The organism is Streptomyces sp. NBC_00986, assembly GCF_045162565.1.
GTDB lineage: Bacteria > Actinomycetota > Actinomycetes > Streptomycetales > Streptomycetaceae > Streptomyces.
The window spans coordinates 10,077,090-10,092,858 of record NZ_CP108733.1 but is presented as its reverse complement, the minus strand read 5'-3'; the positions used below and the strand labels follow the sequence as shown (position 1 = coordinate 10,092,858).

Annotated in this window: 25 protein-coding genes and 1 pseudogene; 23 read left to right on the top strand and 3 right to left on the bottom strand. The window is 71.6% G+C overall.

The window, feature by feature from the left end; genetic code table 11:
* Positions 1-5: 5 nt before the first annotated feature.
* Complete coding sequence (locus OG504_RS45375) at positions 6-467, bottom strand: DUF6214 family protein (protein WP_405995006.1); 462 nt, start codon at positions 465-467, stop codon at positions 6-8.
* A 227-nt stretch (positions 468-694) separates the two neighbouring features.
* Here OG504_RS45375 and OG504_RS45370 point away from each other — a divergent pair, with 227 nt between their 5' ends.
* The 3 genes and pseudogenes from OG504_RS45370 (at position 695) to OG504_RS45360 (ending at position 4,486) form a co-directional block, all read left to right on the top strand.
* A complete protein-coding gene (locus OG504_RS45370) occupies positions 695-2,041 on the top strand; it encodes an FAD-dependent oxidoreductase (protein ID WP_405995005.1) in 1,347 nt (448 codons plus the stop codon).
* A 136-nt stretch (positions 2,042-2,177) separates the two neighbouring features.
* A pseudogene (locus OG504_RS45365) lies at positions 2,178-2,891 on the top strand (solute carrier family 23 protein); the annotation flags it as partial.
* Positions 2,892-2,920: 29 nt separating this feature from the next.
* On the top strand, positions 2,921-4,486 hold the full coding sequence (locus tag OG504_RS45360; RefSeq protein WP_405995004.1) for a recombinase family protein: 1,566 nt from the start codon (positions 2,921-2,923) through the stop codon (positions 4,484-4,486).
* Here the strand turns inward: OG504_RS45360 and OG504_RS45355 are convergent.
* Together OG504_RS45355 and OG504_RS45350 are read right to left on the bottom strand one after the other, a co-directional pair.
* Positions 4,473-4,883, bottom strand: coding sequence for a hypothetical protein (locus OG504_RS45355; protein WP_405995003.1), 411 nt, complete (start codon positions 4,881-4,883; stop codon positions 4,473-4,475). The genes OG504_RS45360 and OG504_RS45355 overlap by 14 nt on opposite strands.
* 120 nt (positions 4,884-5,003) lie before the next feature.
* Positions 5,004-5,504 (bottom strand): hypothetical protein, encoded by a 501-nt coding sequence (locus OG504_RS45350; protein WP_405995002.1) that lies wholly within the window; start codon positions 5,502-5,504, stop codon positions 5,004-5,006.
* 159 nt (positions 5,505-5,663) lie between these two features.
* Here OG504_RS45350 and OG504_RS45345 point away from each other — a divergent pair, with 159 nt between their 5' ends.
* From OG504_RS45345 to OG504_RS45250, 20 genes are all read left to right on the top strand, one after another.
* Positions 5,664-5,906 (top strand): helix-turn-helix domain-containing protein, encoded by a 243-nt coding sequence (locus OG504_RS45345; protein WP_405995001.1) that lies wholly within the window; start codon positions 5,664-5,666, stop codon positions 5,904-5,906.
* Positions 5,903-6,067: a hypothetical protein gene (locus tag OG504_RS45340; RefSeq protein ID WP_405995000.1), complete on the top strand. Its 165-nt coding sequence runs from the start codon at positions 5,903-5,905 to the stop codon at positions 6,065-6,067. Before OG504_RS45345 ends, OG504_RS45340 begins: the two co-directional genes overlap by 4 nt.
* A gap of 90 nt (positions 6,068-6,157) precedes the next feature.
* A complete protein-coding gene (locus OG504_RS45335) occupies positions 6,158-7,327 on the top strand; it encodes a hypothetical protein (RefSeq protein WP_405994999.1) in 1,170 nt (389 codons plus the stop codon).
* Entirely contained in the window at positions 7,324-7,761 is a 438-nt protein-coding gene (locus tag OG504_RS45330) for a hypothetical protein (RefSeq protein ID WP_405994998.1), read from the top strand. Before OG504_RS45335 ends, OG504_RS45330 begins: the two co-directional genes overlap by 4 nt.
* Entirely contained in the window at positions 7,758-8,276 is a 519-nt protein-coding gene (locus tag OG504_RS45325) for a hypothetical protein (RefSeq protein WP_405994997.1), read from the top strand. Before OG504_RS45330 ends, OG504_RS45325 begins: the two co-directional genes overlap by 4 nt.
* An 8-nt stretch (positions 8,277-8,284) precedes the next feature.
* The gene (locus tag OG504_RS45320; RefSeq protein WP_405994996.1) at positions 8,285-8,755 is read left to right on the top strand and encodes a LuxR C-terminal-related transcriptional regulator; all 471 of its coding nucleotides are present in this window, start codon (positions 8,285-8,287) and stop codon (positions 8,753-8,755) included.
* Positions 8,752-8,988, top strand: a complete 237-nt coding sequence (locus tag OG504_RS45315) for a hypothetical protein (protein ID WP_405994995.1) — start codon at positions 8,752-8,754, stop codon at positions 8,986-8,988. The genes OG504_RS45320 and OG504_RS45315 overlap by 4 nt, the downstream gene beginning before the upstream one ends.
* A complete protein-coding gene (locus OG504_RS45310; RefSeq protein ID WP_405994994.1) occupies positions 8,957-9,175 on the top strand; it encodes a hypothetical protein in 219 nt (72 codons plus the stop codon). Before OG504_RS45315 ends, OG504_RS45310 begins: the two co-directional genes overlap by 32 nt.
* 70 nt (positions 9,176-9,245) lie before the next feature.
* Positions 9,246-9,980, top strand: coding sequence for a hypothetical protein (locus tag OG504_RS45305; protein WP_405994993.1), 735 nt, complete (start codon positions 9,246-9,248; stop codon positions 9,978-9,980).
* Entirely contained in the window at positions 9,977-10,516 is a 540-nt protein-coding gene (locus tag OG504_RS45300) for a DeoR family transcriptional regulator (RefSeq protein WP_405994992.1), read from the top strand. Before OG504_RS45305 ends, OG504_RS45300 begins: the two co-directional genes overlap by 4 nt.
* A 156-nt stretch (positions 10,517-10,672) precedes the next feature.
* Complete coding sequence (locus OG504_RS45295; RefSeq protein ID WP_405994991.1) at positions 10,673-10,909, top strand: hypothetical protein; 237 nt, start codon at positions 10,673-10,675, stop codon at positions 10,907-10,909.
* Complete coding sequence (locus OG504_RS45290; RefSeq protein WP_405994990.1) at positions 10,906-12,021, top strand: glycosyltransferase family 2 protein; 1,116 nt, start codon at positions 10,906-10,908, stop codon at positions 12,019-12,021. The genes OG504_RS45295 and OG504_RS45290 overlap by 4 nt, the downstream gene beginning before the upstream one ends.
* A gap of 50 nt (positions 12,022-12,071) precedes the next feature.
* Entirely contained in the window at positions 12,072-12,245 is a 174-nt protein-coding gene (locus OG504_RS45285; RefSeq protein ID WP_405994989.1) for a hypothetical protein, read from the top strand.
* A gap of 70 nt (positions 12,246-12,315) precedes the next feature.
* On the top strand, positions 12,316-12,693 hold the full coding sequence (locus OG504_RS45280; protein WP_405994988.1) for a hypothetical protein: 378 nt from the start codon (positions 12,316-12,318) through the stop codon (positions 12,691-12,693).
* Positions 12,690-12,944 (top strand): hypothetical protein, encoded by a 255-nt coding sequence (locus OG504_RS45275; protein WP_405994987.1) that lies wholly within the window; start codon positions 12,690-12,692, stop codon positions 12,942-12,944. Before OG504_RS45280 ends, OG504_RS45275 begins: the two co-directional genes overlap by 4 nt.
* A gap of 6 nt (positions 12,945-12,950) precedes the next feature.
* Entirely contained in the window at positions 12,951-14,354 is a 1,404-nt protein-coding gene (locus OG504_RS45270; RefSeq protein WP_405994986.1) for a hypothetical protein, read from the top strand.
* A 23-nt stretch (positions 14,355-14,377) separates the two neighbouring features.
* On the top strand, positions 14,378-14,725 hold the full coding sequence (locus tag OG504_RS45265) for a hypothetical protein (RefSeq protein ID WP_405994985.1): 348 nt from the start codon (positions 14,378-14,380) through the stop codon (positions 14,723-14,725).
* A complete protein-coding gene (locus OG504_RS45260) occupies positions 14,722-15,126 on the top strand; it encodes a hypothetical protein (RefSeq protein WP_405994984.1) in 405 nt (134 codons plus the stop codon). Before OG504_RS45265 ends, OG504_RS45260 begins: the two co-directional genes overlap by 4 nt.
* Complete coding sequence (locus OG504_RS45255; RefSeq protein WP_405994983.1) at positions 15,123-15,503, top strand: hypothetical protein; 381 nt, start codon at positions 15,123-15,125, stop codon at positions 15,501-15,503. The genes OG504_RS45260 and OG504_RS45255 overlap by 4 nt, the downstream gene beginning before the upstream one ends.
* Positions 15,500-15,682, top strand: a complete 183-nt coding sequence (locus OG504_RS45250; RefSeq protein ID WP_405994982.1) for a hypothetical protein — start codon at positions 15,500-15,502, stop codon at positions 15,680-15,682. Before OG504_RS45255 ends, OG504_RS45250 begins: the two co-directional genes overlap by 4 nt.
* Positions 15,683-15,769 lie beyond the last annotated feature (87 nt).

Here is a 15,769-nt window from a genome sequence, read left to right as displayed (position 1 = left end):
CCTGTTCAGCGCCGGGCATGACGAGGTGTCAGAAACCCCGCGTCCCGCGCCTGCGAGATGAGCCGGAGCGACCGGCGCCGACTGTGCCCGGTCGCGCACATCACCGCGAGGACGGGGTCAACTCCCTCGTCCTGCGCGGCCCGATACTCCTGGGCGATCTGCCACCGCCCCTCGATGCCCCGCGGCCAGGCCGGCCGCGCCCGGCGCGCCCCGCCCGACTCCGCCCCCTCCTCCTCGGGTTGCAGCCCGCACGCCTCGAAGAGCGGCCCCTCCAGCCAGTCGGCGAGCACCGTCAAGTCGTCGAGGGACAGGGCAGGTTGGGCCCGTACGTCCTCGACGGAGACGGTCTGCTCGCACACCACGGCGAGTGCGTCGACCCGGGCGCCGTCGGTGAAGGCGAGCCGGACGTGGAACCACGAGGTGGCTCCGTCGTGCTCCTGCACTTCCCACGCGGGCCACACGGACACCGCACCGTCCGACGGAGAGCGATCAGAAAGATTAACGAAGGATGCTTCTAGCACATACGCAACGTAACCGCATGATCACATTCCATACGAACGGACACGCGCGCCCTCAGCGTGTACGGGTTCGTTCGGCACCCTGTCAGCGGAGCACCGGTGGTGCGATCCTGGAGGCGTCAGTGATCTGGCGAATCAGCGATCTCCTGCGTGCCTGACGGGTGAGGAGTTCCGCCGTGCTGCGTGTCGCCGTCGTCGGCTCCGGGCCGAGCGGGGTCTACACCGCCCAGAGTCTGGTCCAGCTGGAACCCGGGGTGCTGGTCGACGTCCTGGACCGGCTGCCGTGCCCGTACGGTCTGGTGCGCTACGGCGTGGCACCGGACCACGAGAAGATCAAGTCGCTGCAGAACAACCTGCGGACGGTCCTGGAGCACGGGCGGGTGCGGTTCCTCGGCGGGGTGCCCGTGGGACCCGGCGGTCTGTCGGCCGCCCGGCTGCGGGAGTTGTACGACGCGGTCGTGTACTGCGTGGGTGCCGCCACCGACCGTCACCTGGGGATTCCCGGTGAGGAGCTGCCGGGCAGCTGGTCGGCGACCGAGTTCGTGTCCTGGTACAGCGCCCACCCGGACTCCACCGCCGACGGTTTCGTGCTCGGCGCGCGTTCGGCCGTGGTCATCGGCGTGGGCAACGTCGCGGTGGACGTCACGCGGATGCTGGCGCGCGGCGCGGCCGAGTTGAGCCGTACCGACATCCCGCAGGCCGCGCTCACCGCGCTGGCCGCGAGCGGGATCACGGACGTCCACATGGTCGGCCGGCGCGGCCCCGCGCAGGCCCGCTTCACCACCAAGGAACTACGCGAACTGGGCGGGCTCCCCGGCACCGAAGTGACCGTGGATCCGGCCGAGTTGGCGCTCGACCCGGACTGCGCCGACCTCTCCGCCCTGCCCGGCGCCCAGCGCCGCAACGTGGAGGAACTTCGCCACTGGGCCGCGCTCCCGCCCCAGGGCGCCGCACGCCGTATCCACCTCCGTTTCTTCCTCCGTCCTGTCCAACTCCTCGCCGACGCGGGGCGCGTGGGCGCGGTCCGCTTCGAACGCACCGCGCCGGACGGGCGGGGCGGCGTGGTCGGCACGGGTCGATTCGAGGAGATCGAGGCGCAGTTGGTGCTGCGTTCGGTGGGCTATCGCGGAGTGCCGCTGGACGGGCTGCCGTTCGACGCCGAGCACGGCACCGTGCCGCACCGGGCGGGCCGTGTCGTACGCGAAGGGCGGACCGTGCCCGGCGAGTACGTGGCCGGCTGGATCAAGCGGGGCCCGACCGGCGTCATCGGCACCAACCGCCCGGACGCCAAGGAAACGGTGACGTCCCTGCTCGCGGACGCGCCCGTGCTCGTACGACGGGACCCGACCGAGGACCCGCTCCCCGCACTGCGCGCCGAGGGGATCGAGCCGGTCGAGTGGGGCGGGTGGGAGGCCATCGAGCGGGCCGAGGCGGAGTTGGGGGCCTCGCTCGGGCGGGGCGGTGTGGTCAAGCTGCCGGACTGGGACGCCCTGCTGGCGGCGGTACGCGAGGCGCGCATCTAGAGATATGTGGGGCGCACACATAGCAGCTGGGCAAGACACACGGCGGCAACAACCCAGAAATCAACAAACTGTTCAAGGCGCCTACGGTCTCGAACTGTTCGCACGTTTCCCCCCTCTCCGCCGCTCAGGAGTGCCCATGGCCACGACCACACCCGTGCATCCCGTCGACGAGGTCCCACCCGTACGGCAACTGGCCGCCTTCGGGCTCCAGCACGTGCTCGCGATGTACGCGGGCGCGGTCGCGGTGCCGCTGATCGTGGGCGGGGCGATGAAGCTGTCGGCCGCCGACCTGGCGTATCTGATCACCGCGGACCTGCTGGTGTGCGGGATAGCCACGCTCATCCAGTGCATAGGTTTCTGGCGGTTCGGCGTGCGGCTGCCGATCATGCAGGGCTGCACGTTCGCCGCTGTCTCACCGATGGTGCTGATCGGTACGACGGGCGGCGGACTGCCCGCGATCTACGGCTCCGTGATCATCGCCGGGCTCGCCATCGCGCTCCTGGCCCCCGTCTTCGGCAGGCTGCTCCGCTTCTTCCCGCCGCTGGTCACCGGCACGGTGATCCTGATCATCGGCCTGTCACTGCTCCCCGCGGCGGGCAACTGGGCGGCCGGCGGTCAGGGCGCGAAGGACTTCGGCGAGCCGAAGAACATCGCGCTCGCCGCGTTCGTCCTCGCGGTGGTCCTCGGTGTGCAGCGGTTCGCGCCGGCCTTCCTCAGCCGGATCGCGGTGCTGATCGGCATGGCCGTGGGGCTCGTGGCCGCGGTGGTGTTCGGGTTCACGGACTTCAGCGGGGTCGGGGACGCCGACTGGGTCGGCATCAGCACGCCGTTCCACTTCGGTACTCCCATAGATGCATTGGGACATAGGACAATGGCCGCATGCCCGCACCTGAGATAACGACGCCGCCGCCTCGCATCAACGGGGACTACGCTCGCGTCTCCGAGGACGACCGGGGAGCCGCCGAGGGAGTCGAGTCCCAGCACGAGGAGTGCGTCCAGTTCGGCGACGAGATCGGCCGACCGGTCACCGCCTCCTATCAGGACAACAGCCTGAGCGCGTTCACCGGCCGTGCGCGGCCTGAGTTCGAGCGCCTCCTGGCGGACGTCGACGGCGGTGTGCTCGCCGCCGTCATCATCTGGCACGCCGACCGCCTCACCCGCGATGTCGGCGAGGCACTCAGGATCATCGAGCTGTTCCGCAAGCACAGCGTGCGCCTGTACTCCGTCCAGAAGGGCGGCGAGTACCTCCTGACTCGCGCATCAGGGCGGGCCGAGTTCATCTCGGACATCAACGCCGCGGCACGGGAGTCCGGCCACAAGGGCGAACGCATCACGCTGGCGCGCAAGCGGCAGGCGCGCACGGGTGCCTACGGCGGCGGCGTCCGGCCCTTCGGCTGGGGCGCACCCACGGGTCGCGTCCGTAGCAAGTGCATCAACCCCAAGGCTCCGCTGGACGAACGCGAGTACGTCGACGTGCCCGTCCTCGACATGGGGAAGCACCGCAAGGACGAGGCGAAAGAGATCCGCCGCTGGGCCCGGGAGCTGCTCGCCACGAAGGGCAACATCAAACAGCTGCTCGCAAGCATCCGGGAACGTGGCGTGCCGACCGTGAGCGAGTCCGGCCACCGCACCGTCAAGTACCGAGGAAAGCCAGCGGTACACCGCGGTTGGCGAAGCGTCACCGTCCGGAAGATCCTCACGTCGCCGCGCGTGTCCGGGCACTCCGTGCACGACGGCGTGATCATCAAGTGGGACGCGTGGCCGCCGATCCTTCCGGAGGAAACCCGACAGGCGCTGATCACTCTCCTGGAAGACCCGTCTCGGATGACCAGTCCGGGCAACACCCCGAAGTGGCTGGTATCGCACTCGCCCGGCGCGCAGTGCGGGCAATGCGATGCAGGCGGCGTAGTCACCGTCCGGCACAACTCCAAGGGGGCGATCTACCGGTGTGACGTCTGTGGCCGCGGCAACCAACTCGCCGAAGCGATAGACGAGTACCTGGCGGCGGTCGCCTGTGAGCGGCTGTCGCGCCCGGACTTGACGGAGCTCATCGCGCCGCCGCGCCCGGGCGTCGACGTAGCAGCACTGCGCGATGACATCGCTGCCCTTCAGCAGCAGAAGACCGAGGCGAGCCTGGCCTACGCCCGCCGCTCGATCGACCTGTCGATGCTGGAGACCGTGAAGGCCGAGTGCGACAAACAGATCTCGACGAGCCGTACCCAGCTGGCCGAGGCCGCCTCCGACAGCCCCCTCGTCGACTTCCTCGACGCCCGCTCGGGGGAGGCCGTCTCTAAGTTGTGGCGGTCCAAAAGCATCGGTCAGCGGCGCGAGATCGTGAGGCTCCTGATGGACGTCGTCATCCTCAAGGGTGACCCTCACCGCCTAGACCCCGACACGCTGCTGATCACGCCGAGGCGTACGGCCGAGGACATCAGTCGCGCCTGACCGGCCGATGCGTCCGCACCGCGACGTCCGGCCGGTACCCCAGGGGCCGGCGGTTCTCGCTCGCCGGGACCGAGGAGGAACGTTTCTTCCCCGGCCTCGGCGAGCGCGACACGAGCGTCAGGTGGGCCTTTGACCGCGGCCTGACGTCGGCCTCTGCGGTGCCAACGTTGTCCGGCTCCTGGGTGAAGAGGTCGAAGCGTGCCGCCGCCAGTCGGGCGATGGCCTCGACGCGCTCGGCGTCGTCGTCCACTACACGCTCCGGTGTCGGTGGCCCGGCGATCTGGTCGTCTGCTCGGCTCCGCTGTCTCAGGCGGTGCATCTCGATCCCGAGCAGCGCTGCGATCGGCAGCATCGCCCCCGTGGCAATCGCGGCGACCACTTGCGCAAGGCTGATCATCACCTCTGAACCCCCCAGTCCAAGCCGGTGACATATGCACGCATGTGCAATGAGTGATCAGCCTGTGACGCAAGCGGTTGCTTTTGGTTGAATACCAGTCAGCCGTAACCTAATCGTGACTTAGCTGGCGCGATCCTTGCGGACCCCTTTTCCGTCCTCGCTGCGTGCCGCCTGGCGCTCCTTGATCAGCTCCACCGCTCGGCGGTACGCCGCGTCCAGCTGCTCGGGAGTCAGGTCGAAACCCTCTGCTGTGCTGGCGACCATCTCGGCCAGCATTTGCTGCTCGCGCGTCGTGAGCGTCTCGGGGTTCGCGGGCTCTTCACCCTCGCCGCGCAGGATCTCCCGAAGGATCGCTGCTGCGTCGTCACGGCCGGCCTCGGCGAGCCGCTCTGGGGTTGTGCCGACTGTGTGCGCCATGTGGGCGAGGGTGAGCGCCGGCGCGAATGAGCGCTTGGGTGGGTTCTTCCTGTCGAAGCCGCTCTCGATCTGCCTCCAGCGGCCGCCCTTGATCTGAACCGGAGTCAAGTCCGCAGCAACTTCAGGGCTCATCCCTCGTGCTTGTCGCGCCAGCCGGATGAGTGCGCCCTCTGGCGTCGGTTGCAACTCGTTGGCACCGCTCACGCCCTGGTCTCCGATCAATGAATACCACTGGACATCACTGAACTTTAGCGAATATCAGCGCAGGTCACAGCCGGGGCGCCACTGTCCCACGTTGGGTCACGTTGAAACAGTGAGCATCAATGGATTGCAATGACTATCAATCTGTTCTAACGTTTGGGCATGAAGTCCTCGCCAAATCAGGACCCCTACCTCGTGCGGCGTCGGCGGGTACAGACCGGCCTGACACAGGGAGAACTCGCAGTTCGAGCCGAGATCTCGCAGTCGTACATGTCGATGCTGGAGCGCGGGCACGCCAGCGCTTCTGCGCCAGTTTTGAAACGACTCGCAGATGTCCTCGGGTGCGAGATCGCCGAGCTGATGCCGCCACTGTCCGCCCCGCGCGTTGTCGGGGCTGCGGCGTGATTCGCCCGGAGTGGCAGGAGCGCATCCGACGCATGGTGGACGGCTGGCCGCCTGTCACGCCTGAGACCTACGCCCAGCTCGCGCTGCTCCTGGCCCCGGAAACGGGCCCGGCCCTCTCGCCCGCTGAGCGCGAGCAGCCGGCCCGGCCGATGGCCGCCTGACCACATGAGAACGGGGCCGCGCCCGGCTGGACCCCGGACACGACCCCTCGGCACAGCCCACCCCCGCACCTACTGAAGGAGTGGAAGACCGTGAACGCATCATCCCAGACCCCGGGGCCCATGCCCCCCGCGTCCCCGCCGGCTGCGACGCCGGAGCAGGTGCGCGAGGTGTTCGCCGCGTACGACGTGGCCCTGCCCGTGCCCGCCGGCACCACGTACGCCGACCCGTGGGAGCAGAACCCGGACGTCCCCTACAGCCTGCGCTCGCCGTTCCCCGAGCCTGCTACTCCGCAGTGCTGCACGTGCGGACTGCCCGCCGGATCCGCCCGGCACGGCACTCCGCTGCGCCCGGACCCGGCCGGTCACAGGTACCCGTCCGGTGCGCAGGTCCTCTACTGCTTCCCGCACCTGCCCGCCGCTGCGGCCGAGGTGCCAGTGTCGGTGGAGGAGGCGGCCGCGGCCGGCGTCCTCGACGCCGTCCGCGCCCAGAACGCCGAGGCCACCTCGCTGGACCTCGCGGCAGCTGAGGCCCGCGCCGGGATCCTGTTCGACGCCACGCACGTCCAGGAGGCGGTCGACGCCGCGGCGGCGCAGGCCCGCGCCGAGACGCAGGCCGAACTCACCGAGCTGCACACCCAGCTGGCGACGCTGGCCGGTGCCCACCGGCGGGTGCAGGCCGTACTGCGCCTGTGCGAGGGCCGCCATGGTGACGACATGCTGCTCGTCTCGGCGGTCGCGGTCGCGGCCGAGTCCGGCACCACCGCCCTCGACGGCCTGCCGATGACGCTGACCTGGACCGGGCGGACCGAGGTCCATCCCACCCGCGGGCGGGCGTCCGTCGAGTGCACCTCCTCGTACGGCGGCCGCGCCGACCTCGTCCTCACCGACGAGCAGTGCGCGTCCCTCGCGAGGCAGCTCACCCCCTGGACCGTCCGCGACCTCGACGCGAAGTGTGAGACCCCGGGCTGCGGTGCGGCCGCCGATGCTCAGCTGTCCGACCTGTTCGGCTGGTCCCGCCTGGAGATCGCCAGCCTCAGGCACGGGCCCCGCTGGTACTGCTGCGACATGTGCGTCTTCGACGCCCTGGCCCGCGCCGGCCACGAGCTCGCCGCCGCCGACGACCTGGACGCGCGGTACGGGGTCGGCGCGTCGGACGAGCACGACCAGCAGGTGGCCGAGGCGATCGACTCCGCGTTCGACGACGAGCGCGGCGACGTCGACGAGGCCGACGGCCAGGCCGAGACGGGCGGCGACCTGTGAGCGGCCAGACCGAGCACACGCCGATCGAGGCCGTCGAGGCTCTGGAGTCCGGTGCGTTCCGCGTGGGCCAGGTGATGCGCCGCCTGCTCGCGGAGCACCCCGACCTTCCCATCCGCAGCATCCGCCCGAGCGTCTACGTCTCCGGGTACTTCGACGAGAAGGCATCCGTGGCGGCCAGGGTGGACGTCAGTTCGGGGAGCGTCGACGGCGTACGCGCCTGGGCGGAGGCGCTGGGCGGCGAGCCGGTGATCCGGATCATCGGGCCGGACCAGCCGTTCGAGCACGCCGAGCTGGTGGTGGACGTCGACGGCGTGAGTGTGGAGGTCGCCGGAACCCGTCGCCTGTCCGACGACGAGACCGAGGCGTGGCGGGCCGAGCAGGACCGGGCCGCCGCCGAGGAGAGCGGCGCCGTCCCGGTCGGTGATGCCGGATGACCGCCCTCGAGGAGCCCGGCACTGCCGGGCCCGTGAAGAGCACCCAGGGCAGCAGCCAGCTGTCGGTGGGCGATGCCACCCGGGCCCTGGACGTGCCGCAGCTGCCGTACGGGGACGCCGTCCACGCCGAGCTCCTCGCCGTGGCCATGCCCCCGGAGGCGTTCGAGACCGGCATCCGCGACGGCCGCAGCGGTGCCCCGGAGTTGTTCCTGCGGGCGGTGTGGCCGGCGGGCACCGCGCTCCTCGACGACCGTGTCCGCGGCCGCGGGCTGACGCTGGCCTGGTCGCACGTGACCGGGTGGAGCGCGCACGACGCCTACGGCATCTGCCGCCTCCTCGACGTCGACGCGCTCGCCGACCCCCGGCTGATCGCCCACGCGGCCCTGCACCTGGCCGAGGAACCCCTCGACGAGGGCGCCATGTGGGCGCCGCCGCCCGGGCTGGGGCGCTGGTCCGAGGCCGTCTACCTGGACATCGCGCTCGCTCACTACGACGAGCGGGAGGTGACGTGGTGATCGAGCCCATGTCGGACAGGACCATCAAGCGCCTGAGCCAGGCCGGGTTCGAGCGGCCGCGGCCGCCGTACCCGGGCAAGTTGTGGCAGCCGCACACCGACGCCGAGGGACACCTGCTGCGTGAGGGGTTCCGCCTGGACCGGGCACGGCAGTTGCTGCTCGTCGAGATCGGACGGCTGCGTGCAGAGAGCGGGACGCGGTCGCGTCAGGACGTGACCGCGTCCGCGGCCCGTGAGGCGGAGCGGCTGCGTGAGTGCCCGCTGGCACAGCGGCAGTGGCACGTCATCGCCGCGGCGGCCGCCGGCGAGACCGTGGAGGGCACCGCGGCCCGGATGTTCCTGACGTGCGACGCCATCAAATCGCACCGGCAGCGCGCACTGCTGCGCCTGAACGCCCACAACCTCACCCACGCCGTGGCCATCTGCGTGGCGGCCGGATGGGTCAGTGCCGCGCCGGTCGAAGAGGGGGCCGCACGGTGAGCGCTGTGGCCTGGCTCCTCGTCTTCGCCGTGGGCGTCGTCCTGTGGTGGGTGGTAGCGGCCGTCGCCGACACCCACATCGGTGTCCGTGCGGCCGGCGTCGTGCACCGCATCCGTCAGCCCGTCCGTGCGGCCGTGCCACACATGCCGTCTCCCGCCCGCGCCGTCTGGCACCGGGCCCGTACCGGAGAGGAGGTGCCGGATGCCGTCACGCCGCCCCGGGATCGTCGCTGAGGCCGCGACGGCGGTCCTGGCCGCCCGCATCTCGATCGAGGTCCCCGGCCTGGAGGAGGCGGAGGTCCAGCGGATCGCCCGCCGCCAGGCCGACGACCTCGTCAAGGCCGGATGGAAAGTCACCGCCCCCGTCGGCGTGATCCCCACCACCGCGCGCCGCCTCAAGGCCGAACGCACCACCACCTGATCTCCCGGTCGGTCGGGCCGTGACCTCACCCGGCCCGACCGACCGAGGCACAACGAATCTGGAGTGGCTCATGTACAACCTCGCACCGGCGAACGCGCCCTGGTTCGAGCACCTCATCGACAGCGTCCGCGCCCTCGGCGAGGCGGCCCTCGAATGGAAGCTGGTCCAGCGGGACGCCGGCACCGCCCTCATGAAGGCGGACCGCCTCCTCCACTTTCACGAGGGCAAGGTGACTGGCCGCCCGGGCCCCGAGGCCCAGGGCTGGGAGTCGCGCCCCATCGACCGCACGCCGCACTCCTCTGCCGTGTTCGGGATCCGGAAGGAGTACCTGGACGCCTTCCACCGTGCTGACAACGCCTATGAGCTGGCCGCGATGTGCTTCGCCTCGGGTGCGGCCTGGGCCGTGCGCCAGGTCCAGGACGGCGAGACGCCGCCGCTGGTCGTCCTCGGTCTGACCGACGACGGCCGGCGCCAGCTCGCACCCGGATCGCTGGACGTGCACCTCGACCGCATGGAGGGCCGATACGCCGGCATCGGCAAGCTGAGCACCGCATACAAGCGCGTGTGCGAGTGCCTGTACGCCCGGGAAGTCGCGGAGGACATCGGGGCGCAGAGCTACGTGTCCGATCACGAGGCCTCACAGATGACGGACGCCTCGGAGGCGGGCGAGGGCCTGGCTGATGCTGCCTACGCGTACGGCCTCCTGGCGGAGCGCGCCCTCAGCTTTGTCCTCCTGGGTCCGAAGGACGCCCACCGCAAGCAGCTCGCCGTGGCGCGCGCCGAGGCCGACGAGGTGGCGCAGTGACGCGTGGGGACCGGCGCACGCTGGTGCACAAGCTGCGCGACGAGGAGGGGCTGAGCCAGCGCCAGATCGCGCGGCGTCTGAACATCTCCAAGGACACGGTGCGCCGCGACCTTGAGATTGCGCCGGAGGCCGCGCCGGACGATGCGCCGCCCGCTGAGCCGGACACGCCGCTAGCGCCGCAGGCCGGCGAGGGCGACGCCGCTGAGCGTGCGCCGGGTCATGAGCCGGACGATGCGCCGGATGCCAGGGCGGCGCTGCCGCGCCGGTTCCTGGCCGATCCGCTGGCCGGCATCGACGTGAGCCAGGCGCGCGCGCTGCGCCGAGACCTCGCGGTGCTGGCGCAGTCCGGCATGTCCGCGGAGGCGGTGGTGCACCTGGCGGTCGTCTGCCTGGCGCACCAGTACGGCAAGGAGCTCGCGGCTGGACGGATCAGGCCCGGGCAGCGGTTCGTCGTCCGCTCCATGGACCTGCGCCCGAGCGGGTCGCCCCCGCCCCCGGTCGTCGCGGCCGCAGGGCCGCCGACGGCGGCCACCTGAGACCGGGTCCGGCCGCCCGGCCGCTCCCCCCGCTGAGGGGCGGCCGGACCCACCTGAACGTCCGTACGAATCGCGGAGGCTGGCGTGTACCGGATGTGGCTGCTGTTCTCCCTGCTCGCCCTGTGGGCCGTCCTCGGCCTGGCCGGCGCGTAGGCCGTGCCCGTCGTCGACGAGGCGTTCGCCCGGGCTTTCTTCGGGCTGCACGTCGACCTCGGGGACTGGCACACCAAGCGCGGCATCTGGCTGGCGTTCCCGGCCGCCCGCTTCACCTGCCGGTGGGGGTGCGTCCTGGAGGCCTCCGGCCCCGTCGACGTCGCCAACCTCACCGAACACCTGTCTGAGGATCACGCCCGGATCTGCCCGGGCCCGTCACTTGAGGACCTGCTGAGATGACCCTGACCGAGACCACGATGCAGCTGCGCACCGTGGCGAGACCGGAGCGTGCCGGGCCGCGGATCGTGGCGCTGATACCGGCCCGCAACGAGGGCGAGCGGATCGCCGCGGCGATCGCCGGGCTGCAGGCGCAGACCCGCCGCCCCGACGAGATCATCGCGGTGACGAACAACTGCACCGACGCCGGCGCCACCCGTGAGACGGCCCGCGACGCGGGCGCCTGGGTCCTGGACCTGCACGGCGTAGAGGGCAAGAAGGCCGGCGCCCTCAACACGGCGCTGGACGAGGTCCTGCCCGGCCTGGCCGACCGCGACCTGGTCCTGATCCAGGACGCCGACACCGTGCTCAACCCGGGCTTCGTCGAGCACGCCGCCGCGGCGATGCGCCGCAAGGTGGGCGCGGTCGGCGGTGTCTTCTACGGCGAGGACGGCGGGGGCCTGCTGGGCCAGCTCCAGCGCATGGAGTACCAGCGCTACGCGTGGGAGATCGGCCGCCGCGGCGGCCGCGCCACCGTCCTGACCGGCACCGCGAGCCTGTTCAGCGTGCGGGTGCTGCGCGAGGTGCGCGCCGCGCGCCTCGACGATCGCCTCCCCGGCGGCTCCGGCTACTACACGATCGCCTCCCTCACGGAGGACGACGAGATCACCAAGGCCGTCAAGACCCTCGGCTACCGCACCATGTCCCCGGCCGCCTGCACGGTCACCACCGAGGTCATGACGAGCCTGCCCAAGCTGTGGAATCAGCGGCTTCGGTGGCAGCGCGGCGCCCTGGAGAACCTGCGCTCGTACGGCCTGACCAAGGTCACCGCCCGCTACTTCGGGCAGCAGATCATGATGGGCCTCGGCGCGATCGCGTTCGCCCTGTTCCTGTGGCTCACCGCCTGGCAGCTGCTGTTGTTCGGCGCCCTCGCCGTCTCCCCGTTCTGGACCTCGCTCGGTCTGGTCTTCGTGGTCGAGAAGGTCGCCAGCGTGTGGCGTGCGGGCTGGCGCTCCCGCCTCCTGGCCGCCGTGCTCGTCGTCGAGCTGGCCTACGACCTGTTCCAGCACGCGGTCTACTTCCGCGCCCTCATCGACCTCGCGCTGCGACGCGAGGAGCGCTGGACCGCCACCTGACGGACCCAGCGGAATCTCCAACACCCCACTACAGGAAGGCAGTTCACAGCATGTATGGAGCCATCGGCAGCGCCACGGCGGGAGTGGCCGGCACGGCCGCGCTCGCCGCGACCGGCGCGGGATTCGACGTCCTCGCCTCGGTCGTCGCGGTCACGACCTTGATCGCGGCCGGCCTCGCGCTGCACAAGCTCGCTCCCCGCCGCCGCACCCGCACCGGCAGCTGACCCGTCCGCACGGTGCCGGGCCCCGGCTCACATCCGGGGCCCGGCCACCACCCATCCGAATCGAGGAGACATGGACACCGCAACCACCATCACGCCGGCGACCGCACCGCACGGCCCGCACTTCGACCGCAGAGCCTGGGAAGCCGCGCTCCTGACCGGCGACCGGACGCGGGACCAGCGCCAGACCGGCCTGGTCCTGGCCCACCTCGCCGACGCGTCCGGCGAGCTGCCCGCGGGCGGACCGCAGGAGGCGGGACGGCTGGCGGGGCTGGCACGCGTGGCGCCCAAGCACGTGCGCATGGCCCTGAACAGCTTGGAGAACGCCGGGCTGATCAGCCGCCCGTCCATCCATGAGTGGTCGCAGCAGAGCGTCGTACGGCCCGTCACGCTCACCGTCCCCGCGCTGCGGCGGACCGAGCCACCGCATACCGGCGGGACGGAGCGGTGAACGGCCAGTCGCAGTTAGCGCTGCTGCCCGACGACCCGCCCGCCTACGGCGGCCCCGCGGCCGCCGCCGTCGAGCCGATCCGCACCCAGGGCCGCACCGAGTACGCCGTGCACTGCACCGGCCCGACCGGCTGCGGCGCTGTTCACCGCCACATCTTCCCCGGCGTGCGCCGGGGCCCGTGCGGCGCCGCGTACACCGTGCCCGGCGCCGCCACCGACGACGACACCGAGCCCGCCGACGACACCAGCTAGGACCCGATGGACCAGGCCCGCGCGCTTCCCGCCGAGCCCCGCCGCAGCAGCGGCGGGGCCGGTGGTGCTGCCCGCGGACAGTGGACCACCACCCCCATGCGGATCGTGTGGGGCGCCGACGCGTACGCGGACGCCGATACCAAGGTGTACGTCAAGGTCAAGGCCCTGACGCGCGGCCGCCCCTGCACGGCTTCGGTCGAGCGGCTCGCCGAGTACACCGGCCTGGCGCCCTCGACCGTCGAGAAAGCCCTTTCCCGCCTGTCCCGCCCCGCCCCGCCGGACGGCATCACGGAGCTGACCCGGCGCCAGCGCTCCCACGAGGTGACCGGCAACGGCCGTACGAACGAACGCACCTGCCGCGCGCTGGGCCGTGACGAGCGGTACGTGTCCGCCCCGGTCCTGGCCGCGGACACCCTGCGCGGCACCCTGCACCGCCTCTACCTCCTGCTGCGCTACACCGAGATCGTCGAGCGCCGTCAGCTCACCCTCGCCGAGATCGCGTGGGTGCTGCGCCACCACTCCGGCAAGCGGGTGGGCCTGCCGCTCGCCGAGGCGGTCGTGACTCGCCTCCTGGCCGAGCTCGCGGGCCTGGGCTGGATCACCCTCGACCGACGCGCCGGCTACCGCGGCCGCCACCTCGTCACCGTCCACGACGACCCCGTCCACCCCGTCGACGGGCCCGAACCCACTCCTGACGCTGAGGGTGGGGCGGCTCCCGATCTTGAGGGCGGGGCCCTCGCGTATAAGGAAGACCACTCACCACTGAACGACCTGGGAACAACGACGGAAGCTGGGGACTTCCGCCGCAGGCGAGCTGAACGTAAGTGGGCCGCCGGCCCTGTGGACAACGCCGCCGGGCCACTCGCTCCGGTCGCCGCGACGTTCCGGCCCGCACCGGCTGTGCGCCCCCTTGAGCGCCCCGCGTACGCCGGGCCGCCGTTCACCCTCAGCCGGGACGCCTGGACGCTCCTGGGCCCCGTCCTGGAGCCCGTGAGCGACCTCCTGCCGCGCATCTCGCCGTACATGACCCGGCGCATCGTCCGCGAACTCCTCCGCCAGATCCGGGAAGACGGGATCTGGCCCGAGGAGATCCGCGACCAGATCACCCGCATGCGCCGCTGGACACCCGACGAGGACATCACCGACCCCGGCCGCTGGCTCCTCGGCGCCGTCCTGCCCGTCCGCTCCCGCTGCGGCATGACCGGCTGCCACTGGGGATTCCTCGCCCATACCGGCATGCCCTGCAAGGCCTGCGCCGAGTCACCCACCGGCCGCGTCCGCGGACAACCCCCGCCCGCCACGCCCACCCAGGCCCTGCTCGCATGCCCCGGCTGTGACGCCCCCTACCGCCCACCCCTGCGCCACACCAACTGCCGCCTCTGCCACACCGACCTCACCGACACCGCCTGACCCGGAAGGACCACCGAACTGCCATGTACGAGAGCCCCACCCGCCGGACCACCACCGGCTACGGCACCTGCGACGACTGCGGGAGGCGCGTCCTGTACGCCCTCACCACCAAGCACCGCAAGATCATCGCCATAGACCCGCGCGAGGACCCCACCGGTAACCAGGCCGTCAGCGTGAAGGACACCTTCTACTGGACGCGCCAGCTCAGCAGCGACCGGCCCACCGCCGAGGAGCGCGAGGTCCTGCGGCAGCCGCACGTCTCCTCCTGCCCCGTCGCCCGGGCCCGGGCACGCACGCGCGCAGCAGCTGCACGGCGCACCGCCGGCCGCGCCCTCACCGGCGTACGCCCCACCCCCTGGCGGCCGCGATGAACCGACGCCAGCAGCTCGACGACGAGATCGCCGCCATGCTCCGCGCCGGCGCCACCCACCAGCACATCGTCAACACCCTCCACGTCGGCCACGTCCGCGTTGTCCGCGTCCGCGCCGAACGGCGCATCCCCCTGCCTGCCAGCCGGAACGGACTTACCCCCGCCGAGCGCCGCGCCCGGGAAGAACAGGCCACCGCCATGCTCCGTGCCGGCGCCACCTACCAGCAGATCTACGACGCCACCCGCCTCCAGTACGACCGCATCAGCGCCCTGCGCAAACACCACAACATCCCCGTCCCCAACCGTCGCCCCAACCGCCCCACGACCGCCGGTACGCCAGCCCCCACCCACGACCTCGACGCCCTCTACGACGCGATCTTCCACCCCGGAGCCACGCCATGACCCACCCCGTACCACTGCCCGCCACACCCCGGGAGGCGATCGCCGCAGCCCTCGACGCCTACTGGATCACCACCCCGCCCGGCGAGGACATCTACTGGACCGTCGCCGCCGAACAGATCGACGACTACCTCACCGGCTGCGGCTGGACCATCACCACCACCGCGGCCGCCGCCGTACCGCACTGCACCTGCCCGCCCCCCAGCCGCGCCAACGTCGCCGTCACCGCCCTCCTCGCCCTGGCCTGTCTCACCGCCTGCCTCGGCGCCTGGATACGCGGCGAGGAGACCTGGGCGTTCATCGCCCTCATCGGCGCCACCGCCCTCGCCAACGAGGCCGCCGACAACCTCCGCCTCCGCACCCGCCAGGCCAGCAGATGAGCAGCAACGGCACCCTCTTCGTCGAGGCACTCACCACCCTCGCCGCCCTCCTCCACGCCTACTACCGCTGGTACATCGCCCTCATCGCCACCCTCACCGTCCTGCTGCTCGCCCTCGTCGCCGTCCTCAACGCCCTCGTCACCCGCACCCGACGCCCCCGCAAGGGCACGAGCCCATGACCGTCTCGCGCGCACGCGCCTGCGATAACCGCGCGCGGAACGCGGGCGCGTGCGCGCGAGAGAACTGTCATTACTATCCAGTAGCCA

Bases quoted from the DNA above. Each gene is read 5' to 3' on its own strand.
- OG504_RS45265 (WP_405994985.1), top strand. From the start codon at position 14,378: ATGTACGAGAGCCCCACCCGCCGGACCACCACCGGCTACGGCACCTGC.
- OG504_RS45290 (WP_405994990.1), top strand. From the start codon at position 10,906: ATGACCCTGACCGAGACCACGATGCAGCTGCGCACCGTGGCGAGACCG.
- OG504_RS45305 (WP_405994993.1), top strand. From the start codon at position 9,246: ATGTACAACCTCGCACCGGCGAACGCGCCCTGGTTCGAGCACCTCATC.
- OG504_RS45355 (WP_405995003.1), bottom strand. From the start codon at position 4,883: ATGATCAGCCTTGCGCAAGTGGTCGCCGCGATTGCCACGGGGGCGATG.
- OG504_RS45285 (WP_405994989.1), top strand. From the start codon at position 12,072: ATGTATGGAGCCATCGGCAGCGCCACGGCGGGAGTGGCCGGCACGGCC.
- OG504_RS45250 (WP_405994982.1), top strand. From the start codon at position 15,500: ATGAGCAGCAACGGCACCCTCTTCGTCGAGGCACTCACCACCCTCGCC.
- OG504_RS45345 (WP_405995001.1), top strand. From the start codon at position 5,664: ATGAAGTCCTCGCCAAATCAGGACCCCTACCTCGTGCGGCGTCGGCGG.
- OG504_RS45260 (WP_405994984.1), top strand. From the start codon at position 14,722: ATGAACCGACGCCAGCAGCTCGACGACGAGATCGCCGCCATGCTCCGC.
- OG504_RS45255 (WP_405994983.1), top strand. From the start codon at position 15,123: ATGACCCACCCCGTACCACTGCCCGCCACACCCCGGGAGGCGATCGCC.
- OG504_RS45320 (WP_405994996.1), top strand. From the start codon at position 8,285: ATGTCGGACAGGACCATCAAGCGCCTGAGCCAGGCCGGGTTCGAGCGG.
- OG504_RS45325 (WP_405994997.1), top strand. From the start codon at position 7,758: ATGACCGCCCTCGAGGAGCCCGGCACTGCCGGGCCCGTGAAGAGCACC.
- OG504_RS45280 (WP_405994988.1), top strand. From the start codon at position 12,316: ATGGACACCGCAACCACCATCACGCCGGCGACCGCACCGCACGGCCCG.
- OG504_RS45360 (WP_405995004.1), top strand. From the start codon at position 2,921: ATGCCCGCACCTGAGATAACGACGCCGCCGCCTCGCATCAACGGGGAC.
- OG504_RS45310 (WP_405994994.1), top strand. From the start codon at position 8,957: ATGCCGTCACGCCGCCCCGGGATCGTCGCTGAGGCCGCGACGGCGGTC.
- OG504_RS45270 (WP_405994986.1), top strand. From the start codon at position 12,951: ATGGACCAGGCCCGCGCGCTTCCCGCCGAGCCCCGCCGCAGCAGCGGC.